21 protein-coding genes are annotated in these 17,792 nt (G+C 45.8%); 10 read left to right on the forward strand and 11 right to left on the reverse strand.

Features of this window, described 5'->3' with window-relative positions; all coding sequences use genetic code 11:
- Positions 1-24: 24 nt before the first annotated feature.
- Entirely contained in the window at positions 25-885 is an 861-nt protein-coding gene (locus MKZ04_RS00835) for a peptidylprolyl isomerase (RefSeq protein ID WP_020450793.1), read from the reverse strand.
- Positions 886-1,048: 163 nt separating this feature from the next.
- Here MKZ04_RS00835 and MKZ04_RS00840 point away from each other — a divergent pair, with 163 nt between their 5' ends.
- Positions 1,049-1,135: a YjcZ family sporulation protein gene (locus MKZ04_RS00840; protein ID WP_003180245.1), complete on the forward strand. Its 87-nt coding sequence runs from the start codon at positions 1,049-1,051 to the stop codon at positions 1,133-1,135.
- 127 nt (positions 1,136-1,262) lie between these two features.
- Entirely contained in the window at positions 1,263-1,361 is a 99-nt protein-coding gene (locus MKZ04_RS00845; protein WP_020450794.1) for a YjcZ family sporulation protein, read from the forward strand.
- Positions 1,362-1,415: 54 nt separating this feature from the next.
- Here the strand turns inward: MKZ04_RS00845 and MKZ04_RS00850 are convergent, their stop codons facing one another.
- Entirely contained in the window at positions 1,416-1,631 is a 216-nt protein-coding gene (locus tag MKZ04_RS00850; protein WP_003180249.1) for a hypothetical protein, read from the reverse strand.
- Between the two features lie 78 nt (positions 1,632-1,709).
- The gene (locus MKZ04_RS00855) at positions 1,710-2,225 is read right to left on the reverse strand and encodes a DUF3267 domain-containing protein (protein ID WP_020450795.1); all 516 of its coding nucleotides are present in this window, start codon (positions 2,223-2,225) and stop codon (positions 1,710-1,712) included.
- Positions 2,226-2,438: 213 nt separating this feature from the next.
- Between MKZ04_RS00855 and MKZ04_RS00860 the strand changes: the two genes are divergently transcribed.
- Positions 2,439-2,786, forward strand: a complete 348-nt coding sequence (locus MKZ04_RS00860; RefSeq protein ID WP_020450796.1) for a YhaI family protein — start codon at positions 2,439-2,441, stop codon at positions 2,784-2,786.
- Here the strand turns inward: MKZ04_RS00860 and MKZ04_RS00865 are convergent.
- Positions 2,783-3,403, reverse strand: coding sequence for an HTH-type transcriptional regulator Hpr (locus MKZ04_RS00865; protein ID WP_020450797.1), 621 nt, complete (start codon positions 3,401-3,403; stop codon positions 2,783-2,785). The genes MKZ04_RS00860 and MKZ04_RS00865 overlap by 4 nt on opposite strands.
- A 193-nt stretch (positions 3,404-3,596) precedes the next feature.
- A complete protein-coding gene (locus MKZ04_RS00870; protein WP_003180256.1) occupies positions 3,597-3,953 on the reverse strand; it encodes a YtxH domain-containing protein in 357 nt (118 codons plus the stop codon).
- A 161-nt stretch (positions 3,954-4,114) separates the two neighbouring features.
- On the opposite strand from MKZ04_RS00870, the gene MKZ04_RS00875 reads away from it, so the two are divergent.
- Positions 4,115-4,306 carry a hypothetical protein gene (locus MKZ04_RS00875; protein ID WP_020450798.1) on the forward strand — a complete coding sequence of 64 codons (192 nt, stop codon included), beginning with the start codon at positions 4,115-4,117 and terminating at the stop codon, positions 4,304-4,306.
- 91 nt (positions 4,307-4,397) lie between these two features.
- Here MKZ04_RS00875 and MKZ04_RS00880 read toward each other — a convergent pair whose 3' ends face one another.
- The 3 genes from MKZ04_RS00880 to MKZ04_RS00890 all read right to left on the reverse strand — a co-directional run bounded on the left by MKZ04_RS00880 (position 4,398) and on the right by MKZ04_RS00890 (position 6,760).
- The gene (locus MKZ04_RS00880; RefSeq protein ID WP_020450799.1) at positions 4,398-4,925 is read right to left on the reverse strand and encodes a tryptophan transporter; all 528 of its coding nucleotides are present in this window, start codon (positions 4,923-4,925) and stop codon (positions 4,398-4,400) included.
- Positions 4,926-5,068: 143 nt separating this feature from the next.
- The gene (serC, locus tag MKZ04_RS00885) at positions 5,069-6,142 is read right to left on the reverse strand and encodes a 3-phosphoserine/phosphohydroxythreonine transaminase (protein WP_020450800.1); all 1,074 of its coding nucleotides are present in this window, start codon (positions 6,140-6,142) and stop codon (positions 5,069-5,071) included.
- Between the two features lie 198 nt (positions 6,143-6,340).
- Positions 6,341-6,760, reverse strand: coding sequence for an HIT family protein (locus MKZ04_RS00890; protein ID WP_020450801.1), 420 nt, complete (start codon positions 6,758-6,760; stop codon positions 6,341-6,343).
- A 524-nt stretch (positions 6,761-7,284) separates the two neighbouring features.
- Here MKZ04_RS00890 and MKZ04_RS00895 point away from each other — a divergent pair.
- From MKZ04_RS00895 to MKZ04_RS00905, 3 genes are read left to right on the forward strand one after another with little or no spacing between them, the layout of a single operon-like run.
- Positions 7,285-8,025 (forward strand): ABC transporter ATP-binding protein, encoded by a 741-nt coding sequence (locus MKZ04_RS00895; RefSeq protein ID WP_020450802.1) that lies wholly within the window; start codon positions 7,285-7,287, stop codon positions 8,023-8,025.
- Positions 8,018-9,244, forward strand: a complete 1,227-nt coding sequence (locus MKZ04_RS00900; RefSeq protein ID WP_020450803.1) for an ABC transporter permease — start codon at positions 8,018-8,020, stop codon at positions 9,242-9,244. Before MKZ04_RS00895 ends, MKZ04_RS00900 begins: the two co-directional genes overlap by 8 nt.
- A gap of 48 nt (positions 9,245-9,292) precedes the next feature.
- Positions 9,293-10,003, forward strand: coding sequence for an EcsC family protein (locus MKZ04_RS00905; RefSeq protein ID WP_003180270.1), 711 nt, complete (start codon positions 9,293-9,295; stop codon positions 10,001-10,003).
- A gap of 30 nt (positions 10,004-10,033) precedes the next feature.
- Here the strand turns inward: MKZ04_RS00905 and MKZ04_RS00910 are convergent, their stop codons facing one another.
- The 3 genes from MKZ04_RS00910 to MKZ04_RS00920 form a co-directional block, all read right to left on the reverse strand.
- The gene (locus MKZ04_RS00910; RefSeq protein WP_179289478.1) at positions 10,034-11,194 is read right to left on the reverse strand and encodes a M20 family metallopeptidase; all 1,161 of its coding nucleotides are present in this window, start codon (positions 11,192-11,194) and stop codon (positions 10,034-10,036) included.
- Positions 11,195-11,334: 140 nt separating this feature from the next.
- Positions 11,335-12,711: an SLC13 family permease gene (locus tag MKZ04_RS00915; RefSeq protein ID WP_341045069.1), complete on the reverse strand. Its 1,377-nt coding sequence runs from the start codon at positions 12,709-12,711 to the stop codon at positions 11,335-11,337.
- A gap of 107 nt (positions 12,712-12,818) precedes the next feature.
- Positions 12,819-13,322, reverse strand: coding sequence for an antibiotic biosynthesis monooxygenase family protein (locus MKZ04_RS00920; protein WP_023856562.1), 504 nt, complete (start codon positions 13,320-13,322; stop codon positions 12,819-12,821).
- A gap of 131 nt (positions 13,323-13,453) precedes the next feature.
- Here MKZ04_RS00920 and MKZ04_RS00925 point away from each other — a divergent pair, with 131 nt between their 5' ends.
- The 3 genes from MKZ04_RS00925 to hemH all read left to right on the forward strand — a co-directional run bounded on the left by MKZ04_RS00925 (position 13,454) and on the right by hemH (position 17,791).
- Positions 13,454-15,592 carry a transglycosylase domain-containing protein gene (locus tag MKZ04_RS00925; RefSeq protein ID WP_023856563.1) on the forward strand — a complete coding sequence of 713 codons (2,139 nt, stop codon included), beginning with the start codon at positions 13,454-13,456 and terminating at the stop codon, positions 15,590-15,592.
- Between the two features lie 125 nt (positions 15,593-15,717).
- Positions 15,718-16,779: a uroporphyrinogen decarboxylase gene (gene hemE / locus MKZ04_RS00930; RefSeq protein ID WP_059231189.1), complete on the forward strand. Its 1,062-nt coding sequence runs from the start codon at positions 15,718-15,720 to the stop codon at positions 16,777-16,779.
- A 73-nt stretch (positions 16,780-16,852) separates the two neighbouring features.
- Positions 16,853-17,791, forward strand: coding sequence for a ferrochelatase (hemH, locus tag MKZ04_RS00935; RefSeq protein ID WP_003180282.1), 939 nt, complete (start codon positions 16,853-16,855; stop codon positions 17,789-17,791).
- Position 17,792 lies beyond the last annotated feature (1 nt).

Genomic DNA, 17,792 nt, shown 5'->3' on the forward strand with positions numbered 1-17,792 from the left:
GAGGGGAGGACAGCTTTTTTGGCGTCAGCTGCTGCTGCTTGTCTGAGCTTGGCGCTGGTCGACTTGTTTTTTCAACTCTTTGTCTTTTACTTTTAGATCAGCATCTTTGACAAGTTTGTCGATAACAGATTGCAGTTCAGTTTGATCGTTTTGTTTTTGTTCTTGGACCTCTTTTTTGAGATCTTTTTTCATGTCTTCATATTTGCCGCGCTCTTCGTCTTTCTTAATGATGTGATAGCCGAATTGCGATTTCACAGGGCCGCTGATTTCGCCGGTTTTCAAAGCAAACGCAGCTTTGACGAAATCCTTGTCCATGTTATCTTCCTTGCCGACCCATCCGAGGTCGCCGCCTTTTTCGGCTGTTCCGTCAGTTGAATACTCTTTTGCAAGGTCTTCGAATTTTTCGCCTTTTTTCAGCTTTTTCTCAACTTCTTCAGCCGTTTTCTTTTCCTTCACAAGAATGTGGCTCAAGTGGATTTTGCCTTTCAGGCCGTCATAATATTCTTTTACGTCATCATCGGTTACTTTTATGTTATCCTTTGCGGCTTTTTTCATGAGAAGTTCGTATTTGATCTGTTCTTTGACGAAGTCTTCGCCTTTCTGCTCAATGAGCTGGTTGAGCTGGTCACCCATCGACTTTTTGTACTCGTTCAGCTTTTTGTCGATTTCTTTGTCGGAGACATTGTATTTATCATCGAGTACTTTTTGCTGAACGAGCATGTTCAGTGCGTCCGCTCCGGCATTGTCTTTTAATGTTTGATAAAGGTCTTCTTTTGTAATATTTCCAGCTTTTGTTTCTGCAACAACCTCAGAGTCTCCTCCGCTGCATGCGCTGAGAGCCAGCACACTTGTCGCTGTAATCGCCGCAATTGCAATCTTCTTCATAAATGCAAACACTCCTAATCATAACAGTTTAAACTTTCCTTTGAATTGTATCATATCATATTCTGACATGCTGTAAAAAGATTTTCAACAGAGGGGCATCCGTCTAGTCAAATTTTCTTTCCGCTCATACAAATATATTGATCAAGAAAAGGAGGTCAATAACATGAGCGGAGGATACTCAAGCGGTTTTGCTTTATTGGTCGTGTTGTTCATTTTATTAATCATCGTTGGTGCAGCTTATCTGTACTAAAACCTTAGAAAATGAGAAAAGAACCGTCATTTTTTCAGGCGGTTCTTTTCTTTTGGACGATAGCCTAATCGTTTCATGACATTCGTGCATACACTAATGTAACGACTGGGGCAGAGGAGGTGTCAATATGGGCGACGGTTATACAGGAGGTTTCGCTGGCGGCTTTGCGCTGCTTGTGGTACTGTTCATCTTATTAATTATTATTGGTGCTTCTTGGATATGCTAATCAACAAAAGGATAGCTGCCGGATCAATACGATCGGCAGCTATCCTTTTTTTCTTTACACCGTAAAGGAAATCTCAATGAATGATGAGATCAATAAAATTAAGATCAGCACATTAATCATTCTAAACACCTTATCCTGCCGTTCTTCAGGAATCTCTCTGACAAGGCATAAAGAGTTTGTAAGCTTGTTTATGTTGAAGACAGTAAAAACCGCAAACAAGATGAAATAAAAAAGGATGATAGGAGATCCCCCTCTCTGTTTCTGCTCCATACTACATTACCAAATATTTATTAAAAAAGATAGAAAATAGACTGAAAAAAAGGATTTTCCAAGTGCCGAGCGGCTGGATTATTTTTGTATTAAAATATCAAAATCGTCGGCTTCCTGATCGACATAGCAGTTTTTAGGCGCTTTGATCAGTTTCCAGGCAAACAGAAAATCAGGCAGACAATAGCCGAAATGAATACTTGAAATGATGCAGAAATAATGAGCAAAGCTCGGCATCACAGCCCCCGCGTAAAATAAAGCAGGCGTGATGACGAAAAAAGGGCAGAGAAGAGAGACAAGCATCGTGTTTTTTGGAACTTCTCTCCATGTTCTCATTTTCAACCAATAAATCTTTTTTTCTATTTTTTTCTTGCTGATCAACGGCAAGATATGAAGAATTTTATGGGCAATTATAGCCGCAACCAATAGTCCTGCAAACAAAAGGGCATGATCGCCTCTCTGAACAGTTTGCGGATGAATCAGCTGCATCGCTAAATATTCGGGAATAAAAAATAAAATCATTAAACTGACGGCAGTGAGCACGATGCGCATGCCTCCATAATCTTTAACGAGATTGATGGTTTTCCAGCAACTCATAAATGACATCCTTCCGTTTCAACAAACTGTTATATGAAATCCTCAGAATAATTTACTCCTCTGGATGAGAAAAATCAATCCCTTTTTCGAAAAAAATTTCGTCATTTTCCAAAGAATTTAGAAGGGTGTAAAAGGAACAGAAATCTCCCGTGTTGAACTTTCATCAGAAGGGAATATCGGCTAAAATAAGAGAAAGGGAGAGAAGGGACAAATATGAACTCTATGGAGCAACGCCTTGAGCGGCTGGAATATTACATCAAACTGTTATTGAACAATGCGGATATGAAAGAGTATCCGTATTATAAAATGTTGATCGAAAAGGGCTTATCAGAGGAAGAAGCAAAGGAAACGGAAAAGCTGTGCGAAGAGCTCTCAAAGGAGCTTGAAGCACAAAAAGCGCAAGGATATGTGATGTTCGATCATCTCCTCACGCTTTTTGCGGGACAGTTAAATGAAAAACTTGAAGTGCACGAAACGATTTTCGCCCTTCACAGACAAGGTCTGTACAAACCGCTGATGAGCGAATTCATCAGCATTATCAGGCAATACGATCTGGCTTAGTTTTTAAGAGGCTCAAGCGGTTTGTCCATCTCTATCGATTCCCCGGCTTCTTTTGCTTCTTGTTTTTTCTTCATTTTGCCCTCTTCGCTCGTAAATTCACTTTCGATGTTTGAAAACGATTTTTCGAAAATTTCCATGAAGTCATCGCCGTAAATATGGCGGATGATCGACATCATCTCGACGATTTCTGGAAACTTCCCGTACAGCTGATGAAGGGGCTGAGCGCCTTTTAAGACGGCATTCCGGGTCGGATCGTAAGACTCGAGGATTTTAAGGAAAACGTCTTCACCTTTCGGAGTCAGCTGAATGTAAGTGTTTCGTTTGTCATTCAACTTTTTGGAAAACTCCAGGTAACCTCTTTCCTCAAGTTTTTTTGAAAAATTAAACGCTGTGGATACGTGCATGACGCCGAACTTGGCGATTTCCGAAATGGATGCACCGTTCAGCTGGTAGGCGATCCACAAAATATGATGCTCGTTAATGTTCAGATCATAAGGTTTAATCCACTGCTGCCAATCCTTTTCTATTGACTTCCAAAGCGCCTTGCTAAGCTGTGCCATTCTTTGACTGAATAAAAGGGCTTCTTTCACCGTATAGGGCTCTTCCGCTCGATTCATTCACTTCACCTGCTTCTCTTTATCTTATAATTTCTATTATGCCAATAAAATAAAGATTAATAAAGATGTAAATTTACGAAATTTTTAAAAAATCCAGCTTTACGGTGTGAAATCAGGATTTTACCCAAAAAAAGAGCGTGAAAATTTTCCATTCACACCCCTTTTTTAAGGTTCATTTTTTTCGCTGAGTATATTAGTTTTGTAAGGTTTTCTCCAGCTGTTTTATCTTTTCTTCAATCTCAGCGATTTCCTTTTTTAAGTCCTGCTGGTGAGGTTTGATTTCCTCGCGCCATTCCTGGATGGACGTTTGCAGTTCGCTGCCGACGTCTTTGATGATTTCCGCGCCTTCTATGGCGGTTTTGACGAATTGCTCTTTTAATGCGATTCCGTCGTTTTTCAGCCTTTTGACGGTGTCTTCCCATTTACCGCAGTTGGCTTTTAGCTGTCCTCTCAAGTTTTTTCCTGAAGTCGGCGCGGTCAGCAATGCTGCAACACCGCCAATAACACCGCCTACAATCAGTCCAGCTGCTAAAGATCGGCCTTTTGACATGTACATCACCCCGGTTATATTTTTAAAGATCAGGCTTGGCAGGCACCCGTCTTCTCATGATTAGATATTGGCGTTCGAGCCGGGCCATCCGTTTCTCTTCTTAGAAACTTCTGCATAGCTTGCTTTATTTTAGCATACTTTTAAAAAAAGGAGGGAGAGGGTTGTCTGTCATTATCATTGTTTTGACAATTTTAAGCGCTGTGTTTACCGCCGGCTCCTTTTATTATTTAAGGCTTCTCGGATATTCTGCATCTTACCCGCCGAAACGCATTCTTAAACAAAAAGCGCTTTTTTGCACGGGAAGCGCAGGATTGGCGCTCCTGCTCCTTTTTTTTATTCAGCTTCTTATATAAAATATCGGGCGGATTCCCCTTTTTTTGACCATCAAAATGAAAAAAACCTCTTCAAAAAAAGGATAACCCTTTTCAAGAAGAGGTTCTGGTTTTATTTGACTTGTTCAATCAGCCTTGAGCGCTTCATGATCGACTGCACGATCGGGAAGATGACCGCCATGGCGATCGTGTTGATCAAGGCAGCAGGTAAAACGACAACAGAAAACAGGGTAATGAACCCCTGGTTTCCAGGCAGGCCGACGATGAACAGCGCAGCCGTAAGGAAAATGGTTCCGGAAAGAACCGTTCCTGCAGCAGTTAATCCGGCGGCGGCAAGCGTTTTGCTGTTCAGCTTTTTCACAAGCAGAAATACGCCGAAAAACATCAAGGCTGTTAGCGGTTTGTCGATGATGTTGGGCAGCTGTCCTCCCGGAAAAGCCGTTGTCAACGCGGAAATAACGCCTGTCACGATTCCGATGACAAGAACATTTTGCAATCTAGGGAACAAAAGGATTCCCATAAACATCATGATCAGCATCATATCCGGCTTCATTCCGTAGAAAAAAGGCGGAATCACAGCGTGAAGCGCCGCTCCAATGGCGACAAACAGGGCCATAGCCACTAATTCTTTTGTTTTCATGTCTATTCTCTCCTCATCTAGGCTCTTTTTACGCTTTCCAATAATATGCTCGTCATTTATTGCGAAAGCTTTCTAGTAGTATATCAAACTTTCGAAGGAATGGGGAAGCCTTTTTCGCCATCTTCCATCATCAGGATAAACCATCAGTTTTCTTCGCGGAATTTCTTCATAAAGGCCGCCAGCTTTTCGCAGTCTTCAACAGATACGGCATTGTAAATCGAAGCGCGGCAGCCTCCGACCGAACGGTGTCCGCCAAGCCCTGACATTTTTTCTTCCTTTGCCTTTGCGATGAATGATGCTGTCAGCTCATCATTTTTGAGCGTAAAGGTGACGTTCATGTTTGAGCGGCTGTCTTCTCTCGCATGGCCGCGGTAGAATCCGCCGCTTTCGTCGATCGCGTTGTATAAAATACCGGCCTTTTCTCGATTGCGTTTCTCAATGGCATCGAGGCCGCCTTTTTCCTTGAGCCACTCCAGCACGAGAGACAGCATATAAATCGCAAAAGTCGGAGGGGTATTGTAGAGAGAATCCGCTTTGGCATGTGTTGAGTACTTCAGGATTTTGGCAACTTGCTCGTTTTCTTTGCCGAGCCAGTCTTTTTTCATGATGACAACGGTCACCCCTGACGGTCCGAGGTTTTTCTGAGCGCCGGCATAGATGATGTCAAATTGGGAAACATCGATTTTTCTGCTTAAAATATCGCTGGACATATCAGCGACAACCGGAATCGGAGCGTCAGGGAACTTTTGCCACTGCGTTCCGAAGATCGTGTTGTTGGAAGTCAGGTGGAGGTAAGCACCGTCTAGCGGAATCTCCGGTACTTCGGGAATATAGCTGTACGTATCTTCTTTACTGGACGCGATGATCGATGTGTTTCCGAAGAGCTTCGCTTCGGCGAGCGCTTTTTCAGACCAGGCGCCTGTCATTATGAAGTGCGCCGTTTTGTCTTTGGAGAGGAAGTTCATCGGAATCATTGAGAACTGAAGGCTTGCTCCGCCTTGCAGAAACATGACTTCATAATCATCAGGTATGTCCATCAGTTCCTTTAACAGAGCTTTCGCTTTTTGATGAACGGCGTCATACTCTTTGCTGCGGTGGGACAGCTCCATCACGGACATCCCCGCACCGTTGAAATCAAGAAATTCGTCTTTCGCCTTTTGCAGTACTTCTAAAGGCAGTGCTGCCGGTCCTGCGTTAAAGTTCGTTGTACGTATCATCACAATCGCTCCCTGTTCATGTATAAAAATATAAAACCATCCTAACATAAAAGGTTCCGGTTATACATAAAAAATTTGAATTGTGTGAAATATAGAACAAAGTCTATTTAGTCGTGCCGGGCGATCTGATAAATGTGGAGTTTTTTTGAACGAAAAAAAGACGCCGGCAGCTGCCGGCGCCCTTGGACAATGTCTCGATTACAGGTGCTTGTTGATGGAAGCTGCAATGTTCTGCAAGTCTTCCGGTGAATAGTCGTCCGCATGTGTTTTCCAGACGGCTCCGAATCCGTCTCCTTTGCCGTAGCGGGGGATGATGTGCATGTGATAGTGGAAGACGGACTGCCCCGCTTTTTCGCCATTGTTATTCAGAAGGTTTAAGCCGATCGGCTCGTATTCGTCTTTGATAGCTTGGGCGATTTTCGGAACCGCTTCAAAAAATTCCCTTGAAACATCAGGTGTCATTTCGTAAATATTGGTTTTATGAACTTTTGGAATCACAAGCGTATGCCCTTTTGTGACTTGGCTGATGTCGAGAAAAGCCAGTACATGTTCATTTTCAAATACCTTTGCACAAGGGATTTCTCCGTTTATGATTTTGCAGAAAATACAGTCGCTCATACTTTTCCTCCTTTTTCCATCAGGGAAAGGTTATGTATAAGCAACATATTACCACAATTTGCGCGAAAACACGAAAAACAGGATGAACGGCTCCAACGTTCACCCTGCCTGAAGAAGGTACGCTTTAACGAAGAAACGTTAACTGCCTTTTGCAAGCACCCCATTTTCGTCAAAATGAAAGCTTGTAACGCCTATACATTTCCTGCGACAAACACCTCATTTGATCGTCACACCTTTTTTATATGACGGAGATGTCAAATAAAGCAGGTGCTTTCTCAATTCAGTGGATGAAAGAAATTTCTAAGCTTGACATGTTTCATACTCAGGAACTCTTGCCGATTTTGTCTTTGACAAACACCTCATTCGCCAGAGTTGATAAGCTTTCCCTTCTTCAAGAATTAGAATGTCCTGATGCGCATTCGATTATTCGTTTTATTTTAAGGCCGAAAAGCGGGAGGGAAAACGTTTCAAATACATTCTTGTTTTTGGTACTATTAAGAAAAATGCAGGAAAGGAACGAACGTATGTCACTACTGACTGTTAATGAGTTAACTGGAGGGTATACAAGAAACCCGGTGCTGCGCGATGTTTCATTTGCGATTGAACGGGAGCAGATCGTCGGGCTGATCGGTTTGAACGGAGCGGGGAAAAGCACGACGATCCGGCATATCATCGGCTTAATGGAACCGCACAAAGGATCGGTTGAATTGAACGGCAAAACGTTCATGGACGATCCGGAAAGCTATCGTTCCCAATTTACGTTTATTCCGGAAACGCCGATTTTATATGAAGAGCTGACATTGAAGGAGCATTTGGAGCTGACGGCGATGGCGTATGGCCTTTCGAAGGAAACGTTCGAGAAAAGGCTTCCGCCGCTTTTGAAAGAATTCAGAATGGAGAAGCGCCTGAAATGGTTCCCTGCCCATTTTTCAAAAGGTATGAAGCAGAAGGTTATGATCATGTGCGCTTTCCTTGTCGAACCCGACCTGTACATTATAGACGAACCGTTTCTCGGTCTTGATCCGCTGGCGATCAATGCCCTTCTCGAGCGGATGAACGAAGCGAAGAAAAACGGAGCGGCGGTTTTGATGTCGACGCATATTTTGGCAACGGCAGAGCGGTATTGCGACTCCTTCATTATTCTCCATAACGGCGAAGTGCGGGCGAAAGGAACGCTTGATGAGCTCAGAGAGCAGTTTTCGATGGAAGAAGCGAGCCTCGACGACCTGTATCTTGAACTGACGAAGGAAGAGAGCTATGAATAGCATTCTGGGGATTTGGAAGACAAGAATTGAGGAGTATGTCAAAGAAACAAGATCATATTTGAAATACATGCTGAATGACCACCTTGTCATCGTCATGATTTTTTTCCTTGCAGGAGCTGCGAGCTGGTACAGCAAATGGCTGAAAGAGATGCCCGAAGGTTTTCCCGCCTATTGGGTGATGGCCGTCATCTTTTCGTTCATTTTGACAGGCTCATACGTCCGCACGCTAATTAAAGAAGCGGATCTCGTCTTTTTGCTGCCGCTCGAAGCAAAGATGGAGCCGTATTTTCAGCAGGCTTTCCGATTCAGTTTGTTGACGCAGCTTTTTCCGCTGGCCGCCGCGGCCCTCGCTTTGGCACCGCTCTATTTTGAAGCGAGCGGCCAGGCATTTTCCGCGTACTTCATCTTGCTGATTCAGCTGCTCGTCTTAAAAGGATGGAACACAGCGATGCAATGGCGGATGACGTTTTTCGGCGAAAAAAACATGAGGGTCACCGACTGGATTGTCAGACTGCTTCTCAACACGATCGCGATCTATTTCGCTTTAGCGTCTTCATACGGATTTGCAGCAGCTGTCTACCTGATCATGGCCGCTCTGTATGTGTATTTTAAAATGATCGATAAGAAAAAATCGTTTAAATGGGAGCTGCATATTGAAGACGAAATCAGAAGAAAGCAGCGGTTCTACAGAATTGCGAACCTATTCACAGACGTTCCCCATCTTAGAAAGCAGGCGAAAAGAAGAGCATATCTCGATTGGATGCTCCGGTTTATTCCGTATGAACAGCGCCGGACATTTACATATATGTACGGAAGGGCCTTTATCAGATCAAACGACTATTTCGGTATCGTCGTCAGGCTGACCGCAATTTTTGGTATCATCATCGCTTATTTTTCGACATATGAGTGGGTTTCTGCGGCGCTCATCGTCTTTACCGTATTCATTACAGGAATTCAGCTGACGCCGCTGTTTGATCATTTTTCACATTTGTCCTTGCAGGAGCTTTATCCCGTCAAAGCTGCAGAAAAGCGGAAGAGCTTTTTCGGTCTGCTTCACATTGTTCTGAGCGTCCAGGCGCTTGTTTTGTCTGCCGTTGCCGGAGCCATGATGCAGTGGACCGGGATGCTTGCCGGACTGGCCGGCTCCGCATTGCTTATATTTGTAATTTTGAAGCCTTATTTCAACAGCAGATTGAAGAAAAATGCCAAGAGATCATGAATCCTTTTCTTTTTAAGCAAGTATGATGAAAGAAGAGGTGAGAGGCGCATGAATGAAAACCAGCTTTATTTGGAGGAAGCGATCCGCTGGAAAATGAAGTTTCTCAGAAAGCCGTCGATGGCTGAGCGGATGTCGAAAGGCGTGCAGTCGAAAATCAACGCCCGCATTCCCGCCAAAGTTCATAAAGCGATAACAGAAAGCATTAAAAAGATGGTCGAGGCCACTTTGCTCGGCTCGAATTTGACGACTTTTGACAAGAAAACAGGCGCGCTTTCGCTAAGGGAAAAAGATGAGCTGGCTCAGAAGACGATTGCCCAGTATCAAAAGGCGGCTGCCGTTGAAGGGATCGGAACAGGTGCAGGCGGGATTTTTCTCGGACTGGCGGACTTTCCGCTTTTGCTCGGCATCAAAATGAAATGCCTGTTCGAATTGGCGTCGATTTACGGATACGATATCAAGGAAAAAGAAGAGCGGATGTTTCTTCTGTATATTTTTCAGCTCGCCTTCTCAGGGGAAGCTCACCGAAAAGAAATTTTCCGTATGATTGAACATTGGGAAACCGAAAAGCGCGAAATCGATTGGCTGGCATTTCAGCAGGAATACCGGGACTATCTCGATCTTGTAAAGCTGTTTCAGCTTGTGCCGGGCTTCGGCGCGGTCATAGGCGGAACGGCTAACTATAAGCTGCTTGGGCATCTTGGGGAAACAGCGAGACACGTTTTCCATATGAGGTTGATACATGAGACAGCCGGATATTGATGATCCGGCTGTTTTTTGCTTTTTTGGTTGTTACATTGCAGGCGTTTCGCGGAGCGCCTGCTCTTTCTCCTGATAGGAGACAGCGGCATTTGCCAGCACCTTGGCTGCGATCAGCAGCGCTTTTTCATCAAGGTCGAATTTCGGATGGTGATGAGGAAACACCGCGTCCGGATTTTCAGGACGGGCGCCTGTAAAGAAAAATGTCCCTTTGACGCGCTCTAGGTAGTAAGCGAAATCTTCCCCGCCCATTTGCATGCCGCTTTCCTCAACGTTTTCGACGCCTTCTGTCTGTTTGGCGATTTTTGCGAGAAAAGCCGTTTCTTCCGGATGATTGCAGACAGGCGGATAGCCCCTTTCAAAGGAATAGTCACAGTCAGCACCATGCATGCCGCATATACCTTTTGCAATCTGTTCAATTTCGTTTTCAATCAAGGTGCGGATTTCATCATTGAAGGAACGCGCCGTCCCGATTAAAACGGCTTTATCAGCGATTACATTAAAGGAGTTTTCGGCAACAAATGAACCTATCGAAACGACTGCCGGCTGAGTCGGATCGAGTCTGCGGCTGACAATCTGCTGGAGTGAAGCGACGATCTGCGATCCGATCAACACGGCGTCTTTTGTTTTATGAGGCTGTGCGCCATGCCCGCCTTTGCCTTTAATCGTAATCGTAAAACGGTCCGCAGCGGCCATGATCGGTCCTGTTCGATATTGAACGGTTCCCGTCGGCTCAGTAGCCCACAAATGGGTTCCGAAAATCACGTCAACACCGTCAAGACAGCCGTCTTCAATCATCGGCCTGGCTCCGCCCGGGGAATATTCCTCGGCGTGCTGATGGATGAGGACGATCTTTCCTTTTAAACGGTCGGCATGTTCGTTCAAAATTTTCGCGAGGACGAGCAGGGTGGCCGTGTGCCCATCGTGTCCGCAGGCATGCATCACTCCCGGCACCGTCGACCGGTAAGGCACATCTTTTTCATCATGAATGGGCAGCGCGTCAAAATCGGCTCGAAGCGCAATGACGGGGCCGGACGATCCGCCTTCGATGTGCGCGAGAACACCGCCCCCGCCGACATTGGTGCGGATAGGAATACCGAGCGCTTCATAGTAAGAAGCGATAAATGCGGCTGTTTTCTTTTCTTGAAAAGAAAGCTCCGGGTGCTGATGAAAATGACGCCTCAATTTGACCATTTCATCGTAGTGTGCATCAAGCTGCTCATTAATTTGTCGGATGAATGCGGATGCGCTCAAAAAAATTCCTCCTTTTAGGAATGACAAGTTTTTATAATTTTATGACAACTGAAGCCGCTGTTCAACCTTGCTGTCACGTTTTATAGAAGAAAAATGGCGGCAATCGTTGTGACAGTTAATCCGGCTGCTACAGGAATAAAGTTTTTTCTGGCAAGATCGAACGGGTCCACTTTACAAATCGCTGCTACCGGAATGAGCGCCCATGGCACAAGCGTACCGCCGCCGACCCAAATGGCTGAGATTTGGCCGAGTGCGGTCAGAACGGCCGGGTTGCCGTCAACAGCCGCAGCAAACATCGAAGCAGCTGATCCGGCTAGAGATATTCCTGAAAAACCGGAGCCGTCAAGACCGGTCACCGCTCCCGTGACAGTGAGCGCCACTGCGGCGAGTTCTGGAGAGAGCGGGACGCTGTGGGCAAAAGCTGAACCGAGGTCCTGCACGATCCTATTAGAAAAACCGGGTATCTCGGCTGTCAGTACTTTTTCGAAACCCGCGTCGCCCAAGTAAAAAAAGGCGGCGATCGGAATGACGGGGGCAAACACTTTAAAGCCGAACTGAAATCCGCGAATGAAATAACCGGTGATTTTCTCAAGACGACGGTGTTTGTGGACGATAAAATGAATGAGAATCATGACGAAGACAGCTGTTCCTCCGACAAGCGCCGTCGCTTCGTCTCCTTGCAATTCCAGGATCAGCATCGCGGCGATATCCCCTAAAAAAATGACCGGAATCATCAGTGCGAGCCATTTTCTTGGGGCTGGGGGAAGAAGCCATTCAGGCTCGCTTTGCCGCCGCTCACTGTTTGCGGCTGCTTGATTGTCTTTCTCTTTCCTGAGCATAAAAAAGGCTGCCGCCGTTGTCGAAAAGCACATGATCAGGACGAGCGGAACGCTTGCAGACATCACTTCTGCAACGGACAGTCCGGCTGCATCTCCGGTCAATTTAGGCGCCGCCTGGATGATGTAATCGCCTGATAGAGCGAAACCGTGGCCGAACAAATTCATGGCGCACGCTACCGCTATCGGGGAGAGGCCGGCTTTCAGCGCGGCAGGCAGGAGGACGGCGCCGATCAATGCGACAGACGGGGAGGGCCAAAAAAATGAAGAAATGATAAACATTAAAGCTCCGGTGATCCAGTAGGCCAAGGCAGGACCTTTCATCCATTTGGCGATCGGAGTGACCATTGCTTCATTAACGCCGGTCTTTGCCAGCAGTTCGCTCATCGAAACGGTAAAGCAGATGATGAAAATGGTCGGGAGAAGTTCTCCGGCGGCGTAGATTAAGCTGTTGAACAGGCCCATCACAGAGGCAATGGCAGAATGGGTCGCCGCTAATGAAATGAAAAAAACCCCGGCAAGCGATATAAAGGTGGTATCAAGACGAAGAAGCATAAATGCAAGAATTGCAGCGATAAAGCCCAAATATATAAAGTGAACGGACGTTAATTCAATTTCCATTTCCCGATCCCCCCGTTAACATAGCCTCATACAGCTTATTCCTGGGCTGTCAGAGTGTGAAGGAAGGGCTCATTTCCTCGGAAATAAAAAACTGCCTTAAAAGGCAGTTATTCGACAGAATGATACGAAGAAATATAGGATGGGCGGGAAAAAATCGTTCCGCCTTGGTTGATTCCAGCTGAAGATTCCTTCTTTTGATGGGCTTCGCCGAACGATTTGGAGCTTTTCCAGTCCTGAAACGACTGTTCTGTGTCCCACAGCGTCAGTACGATATACGTATCGCTGTCTTTCGGCCTCAGCACCCTGAGGGCTTTAAAGCCAGGCTGATTTTCGATTTTTCCGGCTCTGTTTTTAAAACGGGTTTCGAAAAGCGGTCTTCCTTCCGGTGTGACAGGGATGTTGTTGAGGACGGCGAATCCGGAATGTTCCAAAGTTCCCGACTGATCGATGATTTCGTAGCGGTGAGGAGAATGAAAGACGCTTTCTCCGTCGGTTTCGTGAAAGAGAATGGCGGAATCGTGGCTTTTCATAAATAACATGTTTTCAAGACCGTGCTGTTTGGCGAGCTTTTTTAAAAACTCGACAGTTCCGTATGTAATGTAAAAATTCAATTTTATCACCCCTTTTTGATAGTATAACAAAAGGACGATTTAAAATTCTATCTATTACCCGCTATAAATGCTGCAACATAATTTGAAGAAAAAATTCCCATACTAGCTATAGAAAGGAATGAGGTGACCATATGAGAAAGAGATTTTTCATTCCAATCATCATTACAGCGGCGATATTCCTTTTATCGTTAATCGGATATATTACGATTTTGTTTCTGGGGGATTATGTGATTGATGAAAAGAAACTGATTTTCCATGCTTCTTCTAAAATCGTCGACCAAAATGGAGAAGAAGTCACAAGCCTCTATACTGAAAACAGAAGACCTATTTCAATTGCCGAGGTGCCGGACGGCGTAAAAAATGCCTTTATCGCGGTTGAAGACAAGCGCTTTTATGAGCACCACGGCATCGATTTTAAATCCGTGAGCCGTGCGGTCTATAAAGATATATTAGCGGGAGGAAAAGTGGAAGGTGGAAGTACGATCACCCAGCAGCTCGCAAAAAACACTTTTTTGACACACGACAAAACGTTTTTAAGAAAAACGAAAGAAGTCATAATCGCGATCAACTTGGAGCGGGACTACAGCAAAGACAAGCTTTTGGAAATGTATTTGAACCAGCTTTATTTCGGGCACGGCGTCTATGGAATCCAAGCGGCTGCAAACTACTTTTTTAGCAAAGATGTGAAAGACTTGACGGTCAGTGAGGGAGCGGTGCTGGCTTCCATTCCTAAAGCGCCGTCCACGTATTCGCCCATTCTCAATCCGGAAAAAAGTCGTGAGCGGCGCAATGTCATTCTCGGCATGATGAACGAGCAGGGATATATCAGCTCAAAGGAAACCGTCAGAGCCCAAGGCAGCACATTGGGCCTCCACGTGAAAGAAAAATCAAAAAATCCGTGGCTTGACAGCTATATTGATCTGGTCATGAAAGAAGCGGAAGACAAATATTCGATTTCGAGTGAACAGCTTCTTCAAGGCGGATACACAATCAGTGTTCCGCTCGACGTTTCGATACAAAAAGCGGCTTACACGCTGATGAAGCAGGACGGCTATTTTCCCGGAACAGACAATAAAGCTGAAGGGAGCGCCGTTTTTATCGATAACCGGACAGGCGGCGTAGTGGCCGCTCTCGGAGGTCGGGAATACGCTCCGAAAGGCTACAACAGGGCAACAGCCCCGCGTCAGCCGGGTTCGACTTTTAAACCGCTTGCCGTTTACGGCCCCGCTCTTGAAGAAAAGCGGTTTAAGCCGTACTCCATGCTTGAAGATAAACAGCTGTCATACGGCGGCTACTCGCCGAAAAACTATGACGGCCAGTACGAGGGCAAGGTCTCTATGGTGGATGCGCTGACCTACAGCAAAAACGCGCCTGCCGTATGGACGCTAAATGAGATCGGAATCGAAACGGTGAAGCCTTATCTCAGCCGCTTGGGCATGAACGTGCCGGATGAGGGCCTGGCATTGGGGCTGGGCGGCTTAGAGAAAGGAGTGTCGCCGCTTGAGATTGCCGGGGCATACCGGACCTTTGCAAATTCAGGACAATACACCGAGCCGTTCTTTATTAAAAAAATCACGGACGAAAACGGGGATGTCATATTCCGCCGCGAGGAAAAATCAGAAAAGGTATTCAGCAAACAAACCGCTTGGAACATGACGCGAATGCTAGAGGAGGTCGTGAAAAGCGGAACGGGAAAAGCCGGTGATTTTTCCGGAGAGATTGCAGGAAAAACGGGCTCGACCACGTATACCGGAAAAGAGGGCGGAACAAAAGATGCCTGGTTTGCGGGGTATACGCCCGAAGTGACGGGAGCTGTCTGGATGGGCTACGATAAAACGGATGAATCCCATTATTTAAAAGGCGGCAGCGCTTATCCGACAAGGCTGTTTAAAGACATTTTAAAACGCTCCAACCATAAGCCTGAACGATTTAAGGCGCCTGAAGGTGTAAAAGATCTGGACAGGCCGATCCGCCTCGAAGATTTGGAAAGTGTTAAAGCAGACTATTCCTTTACGCCGATGGGGCTGATTACGGTGTCATTAAAATGGCATGAACAAGAGGATAAAAGGGTTGAATACCGAATATATGAAAGGAAAAACGGAAAAGAAACGCTCATTGATACGGTTAAGGGGAAAGGAAGCTATTCAATCCCTTATGCAAACATCTTTTCCAATGCTTCCTATAAAATTGTTCCGTACAATCCGCAGACGAAAACAGAGGGGAAAGGGACTGATTATATCGAACCGAAAGTGTTTCCTTCGGGTCATTAGGTACCCGAAATTCATCAATTTCTTGAACAATAAGTCTCATGAGTATACCGTTCAATAAAAAAACGGTATATTGGAAGGAGTAATTTTGCGAACGTATGGTTGCAGCTTGAAAGGTGGATATCATGATGAAAAACGACAAGGCTTTTAATGACACATTCTTAAAAGCGTGCCGAGGAGAAAAAGCCGCCCATGTACCGGTATGGTACATGAGGCAGGCTGGAAGATCACAGCCTGAGTACAGAGCGCTCAAGGAAAAATACGGACTGTTCGAAATTACGCATCAGCCCGAACTGTGTGCTTACGTGACAAGGCTCCCCGTCGAACAGTACGGTGTCGATGCGGCAATACTTTATAAAGACATAATGACACCGCTTCCAGGTATTGGCGTTGACGTCGAAATTAAAAACGGCATCGGTCCTGTTATCGATCAGCCGATCACATCTCTCACAGATGTTGAAAAACTTGGCGAACTCGAGCCGGAGGAGCATATACCATATGTGCTGGAGACGATCAGACTCTTGACAGAAGAACAGCTGAACGTTCCGCTGATCGGTTTTACTGGGGCACCGTTTACACTGGCCAGCTATATGATCGAAGGCGGCCCGTCCAAAAACTACAATAAAACAAAAGCGTTTATGTACAGCCAGCCTGCTGCATGGGACCTCTTGATGAAAAAGCTCGGGAAGATGGCGGCTGTATACGTCAAAGCCCAAATCCGCGCCGGTGCCAAAGCCATTCAAGTGTTCGATTCCTGGGTCGGCGCGCTGAATATCGGTGATTACTGCCGCTATATCAAGCCGACGATGGACATTCTTTTCAAAGAGCTGAAAAAAGAAGGCGTGCCGCTGATTATGTTCGGGGTCGGCGCAAGCCACCTCGCGACTGAATGGCACGATCTTGACCTTGACGTCGTCGGGTTGGACTGGCGGATGAGCGTGCAGGAAGCCAGGGATAAAGGGCTGACAAAAACGCTTCAGGGGAATTTGGATCCTTCGATCCTCCTCGCCCCGTGGGAAGTCATTGAAGAGAGGACGAAAGCCATTCTCGATCAGGGCATGCAGACGGACCGGTTTATTTTCAACCTCGGTCACGGGATTTTTCCCGAAGTGAGTCCTGACACACTGAAAAAATTGACGGCATTTGTTCATGAGTATTCCGCCTCAAAAAAATCGAGCCTGATGACATGAGCATTTCAGTTGGTCTTTTCAATATAAACTGTCAAAATACGTATAGATCATGATCTTTAAAGAGGTGTTCACGTTGGGTAAAAAGAAAATGGGGCTTCTTGTTATGGCGTATGGGACGCCTTACAAAGAGGAAGACATTGAACGTTATTATACACACATCAGAAGAGGCAGGAAGCCTGAGCCTGACATGCTTCAGGACTTAAAAGACCGCTATAAGGCGATCGGCGGAATTTCTCCGCTTGCAAAGATCACGCAAGAGCAGACGAAGCAGCTGGAAAAACGCTTAAACGAGCTTCAGGATGATGTGGTATTCAAGTCATATATCGGTCTCAAACATATCGAACCTTTCATCGAGGATGCCGTTCAGGAGATGCATAAAGACGGGATTACAGAAGCCGTCAGCATCGTGCTTGCGCCCCATTTCTCCACCTTCAGCGTACAGTCGTACAACAAGCGGGCGAAAGACGAGGCTGAAAAGCTCGGCGGATTGTCGATCACATCGATCAACAGCTGGTATGATGAGCCGAAATTCATCGCATATTGGGCGGATCAAGTGAGAAAAATCTATGACGAAATGCCTTCGGAAGAAAGGGAAAACGCCGTCTTGATTGTATCGGCGCACAGCCTTCCCGAAAAGATCGTCGAAATGGGTGACCCATATCCTGAACAGCTTAAAGAATCAGCGAAGCTGATTGCCGAAGCGGCGGGTGTAAAAGATTACGCCGTCGGCTGGCAAAGCGAAGGAAACACCCCTGATCCGTGGCTTGGGCCGGATGTTCAGGATTTGACCCGTGACTTGTCAGAGCAAAAAGGGTACAGCGCTTTTGTTTATGCTCCCGTCGGCTTCGTAGCTGACCATTTGGAAGTTCTTTATGACAACGATTATGAATGCAAAGTCGTCACAGACGATATCGGAGCAAGCTATTACAGACCTGAAATGCCTAACGCAAAACATGAGTTTATCGATGCTTTAGCAGATGTTGTATTAAAACAATTGGAGAAAGAACAGTAAA

Source organism: Bacillus sp. FSL W7-1354 (assembly GCF_038002405.1).
In the GTDB taxonomy this organism is placed as follows: Bacteria; Bacillota; Bacilli; order Bacillales; family Bacillaceae; genus Bacillus; species Bacillus paralicheniformis.

Coding starts and splice junctions, on each gene's coding strand:
- MKZ04_RS00835 (WP_020450793.1), bottom strand. CDS start 885: ATGAAGAAGATTGCAATTGCGGCGATTACAGCGACAAGTGTGCTGGCT.
- MKZ04_RS00840 (WP_003180245.1), top strand. CDS start 1,049: ATGAGCGGAGGATACTCAAGCGGTTTTGCTTTATTGGTCGTGTTGTTC.
- MKZ04_RS00845 (WP_020450794.1), top strand. CDS start 1,263: ATGGGCGACGGTTATACAGGAGGTTTCGCTGGCGGCTTTGCGCTGCTT.
- MKZ04_RS00850 (WP_003180249.1), bottom strand. CDS start 1,631: ATGGAGCAGAAACAGAGAGGGGGATCTCCTATCATCCTTTTTTATTTC.
- MKZ04_RS00855 (WP_020450795.1), bottom strand. CDS start 2,225: ATGAGTTGCTGGAAAACCATCAATCTCGTTAAAGATTATGGAGGCATG.
- MKZ04_RS00860 (WP_020450796.1), top strand. CDS start 2,439: ATGAACTCTATGGAGCAACGCCTTGAGCGGCTGGAATATTACATCAAA.
- MKZ04_RS00865 (WP_020450797.1), bottom strand. CDS start 3,403: ATGAATCGAGCGGAAGAGCCCTATACGGTGAAAGAAGCCCTTTTATTC.
- MKZ04_RS00870 (WP_003180256.1), bottom strand. CDS start 3,953: ATGTCAAAAGGCCGATCTTTAGCAGCTGGACTGATTGTAGGCGGTGTT.
- MKZ04_RS00880 (WP_020450799.1), bottom strand. CDS start 4,925: ATGAAAACAAAAGAATTAGTGGCTATGGCCCTGTTTGTCGCCATTGGA.
- serC (WP_020450800.1), bottom strand. CDS start 6,142: ATGATACGTACAACGAACTTTAACGCAGGACCGGCAGCACTGCCTTTA.
- MKZ04_RS00890 (WP_020450801.1), bottom strand. CDS start 6,760: ATGAGCGACTGTATTTTCTGCAAAATCATAAACGGAGAAATCCCTTGT.
- MKZ04_RS00895 (WP_020450802.1), top strand. CDS start 7,285: ATGTCACTACTGACTGTTAATGAGTTAACTGGAGGGTATACAAGAAAC.
- MKZ04_RS00900 (WP_020450803.1), top strand. CDS start 8,018: ATGAATAGCATTCTGGGGATTTGGAAGACAAGAATTGAGGAGTATGTC.
- MKZ04_RS00905 (WP_003180270.1), top strand. CDS start 9,293: ATGAATGAAAACCAGCTTTATTTGGAGGAAGCGATCCGCTGGAAAATG.
- MKZ04_RS00910 (WP_179289478.1), bottom strand. CDS start 11,194: ATGGTCAAATTGAGGCGTCATTTTCATCAGCACCCGGAGCTTTCTTTT.
- MKZ04_RS00915 (WP_341045069.1), bottom strand. CDS start 12,711: ATGGAAATTGAATTAACGTCCGTTCACTTTATATATTTGGGCTTTATC.
- MKZ04_RS00925 (WP_023856563.1), top strand. CDS start 13,454: ATGAGAAAGAGATTTTTCATTCCAATCATCATTACAGCGGCGATATTC.
- hemE (WP_059231189.1), top strand. CDS start 15,718: ATGAAAAACGACAAGGCTTTTAATGACACATTCTTAAAAGCGTGCCGA.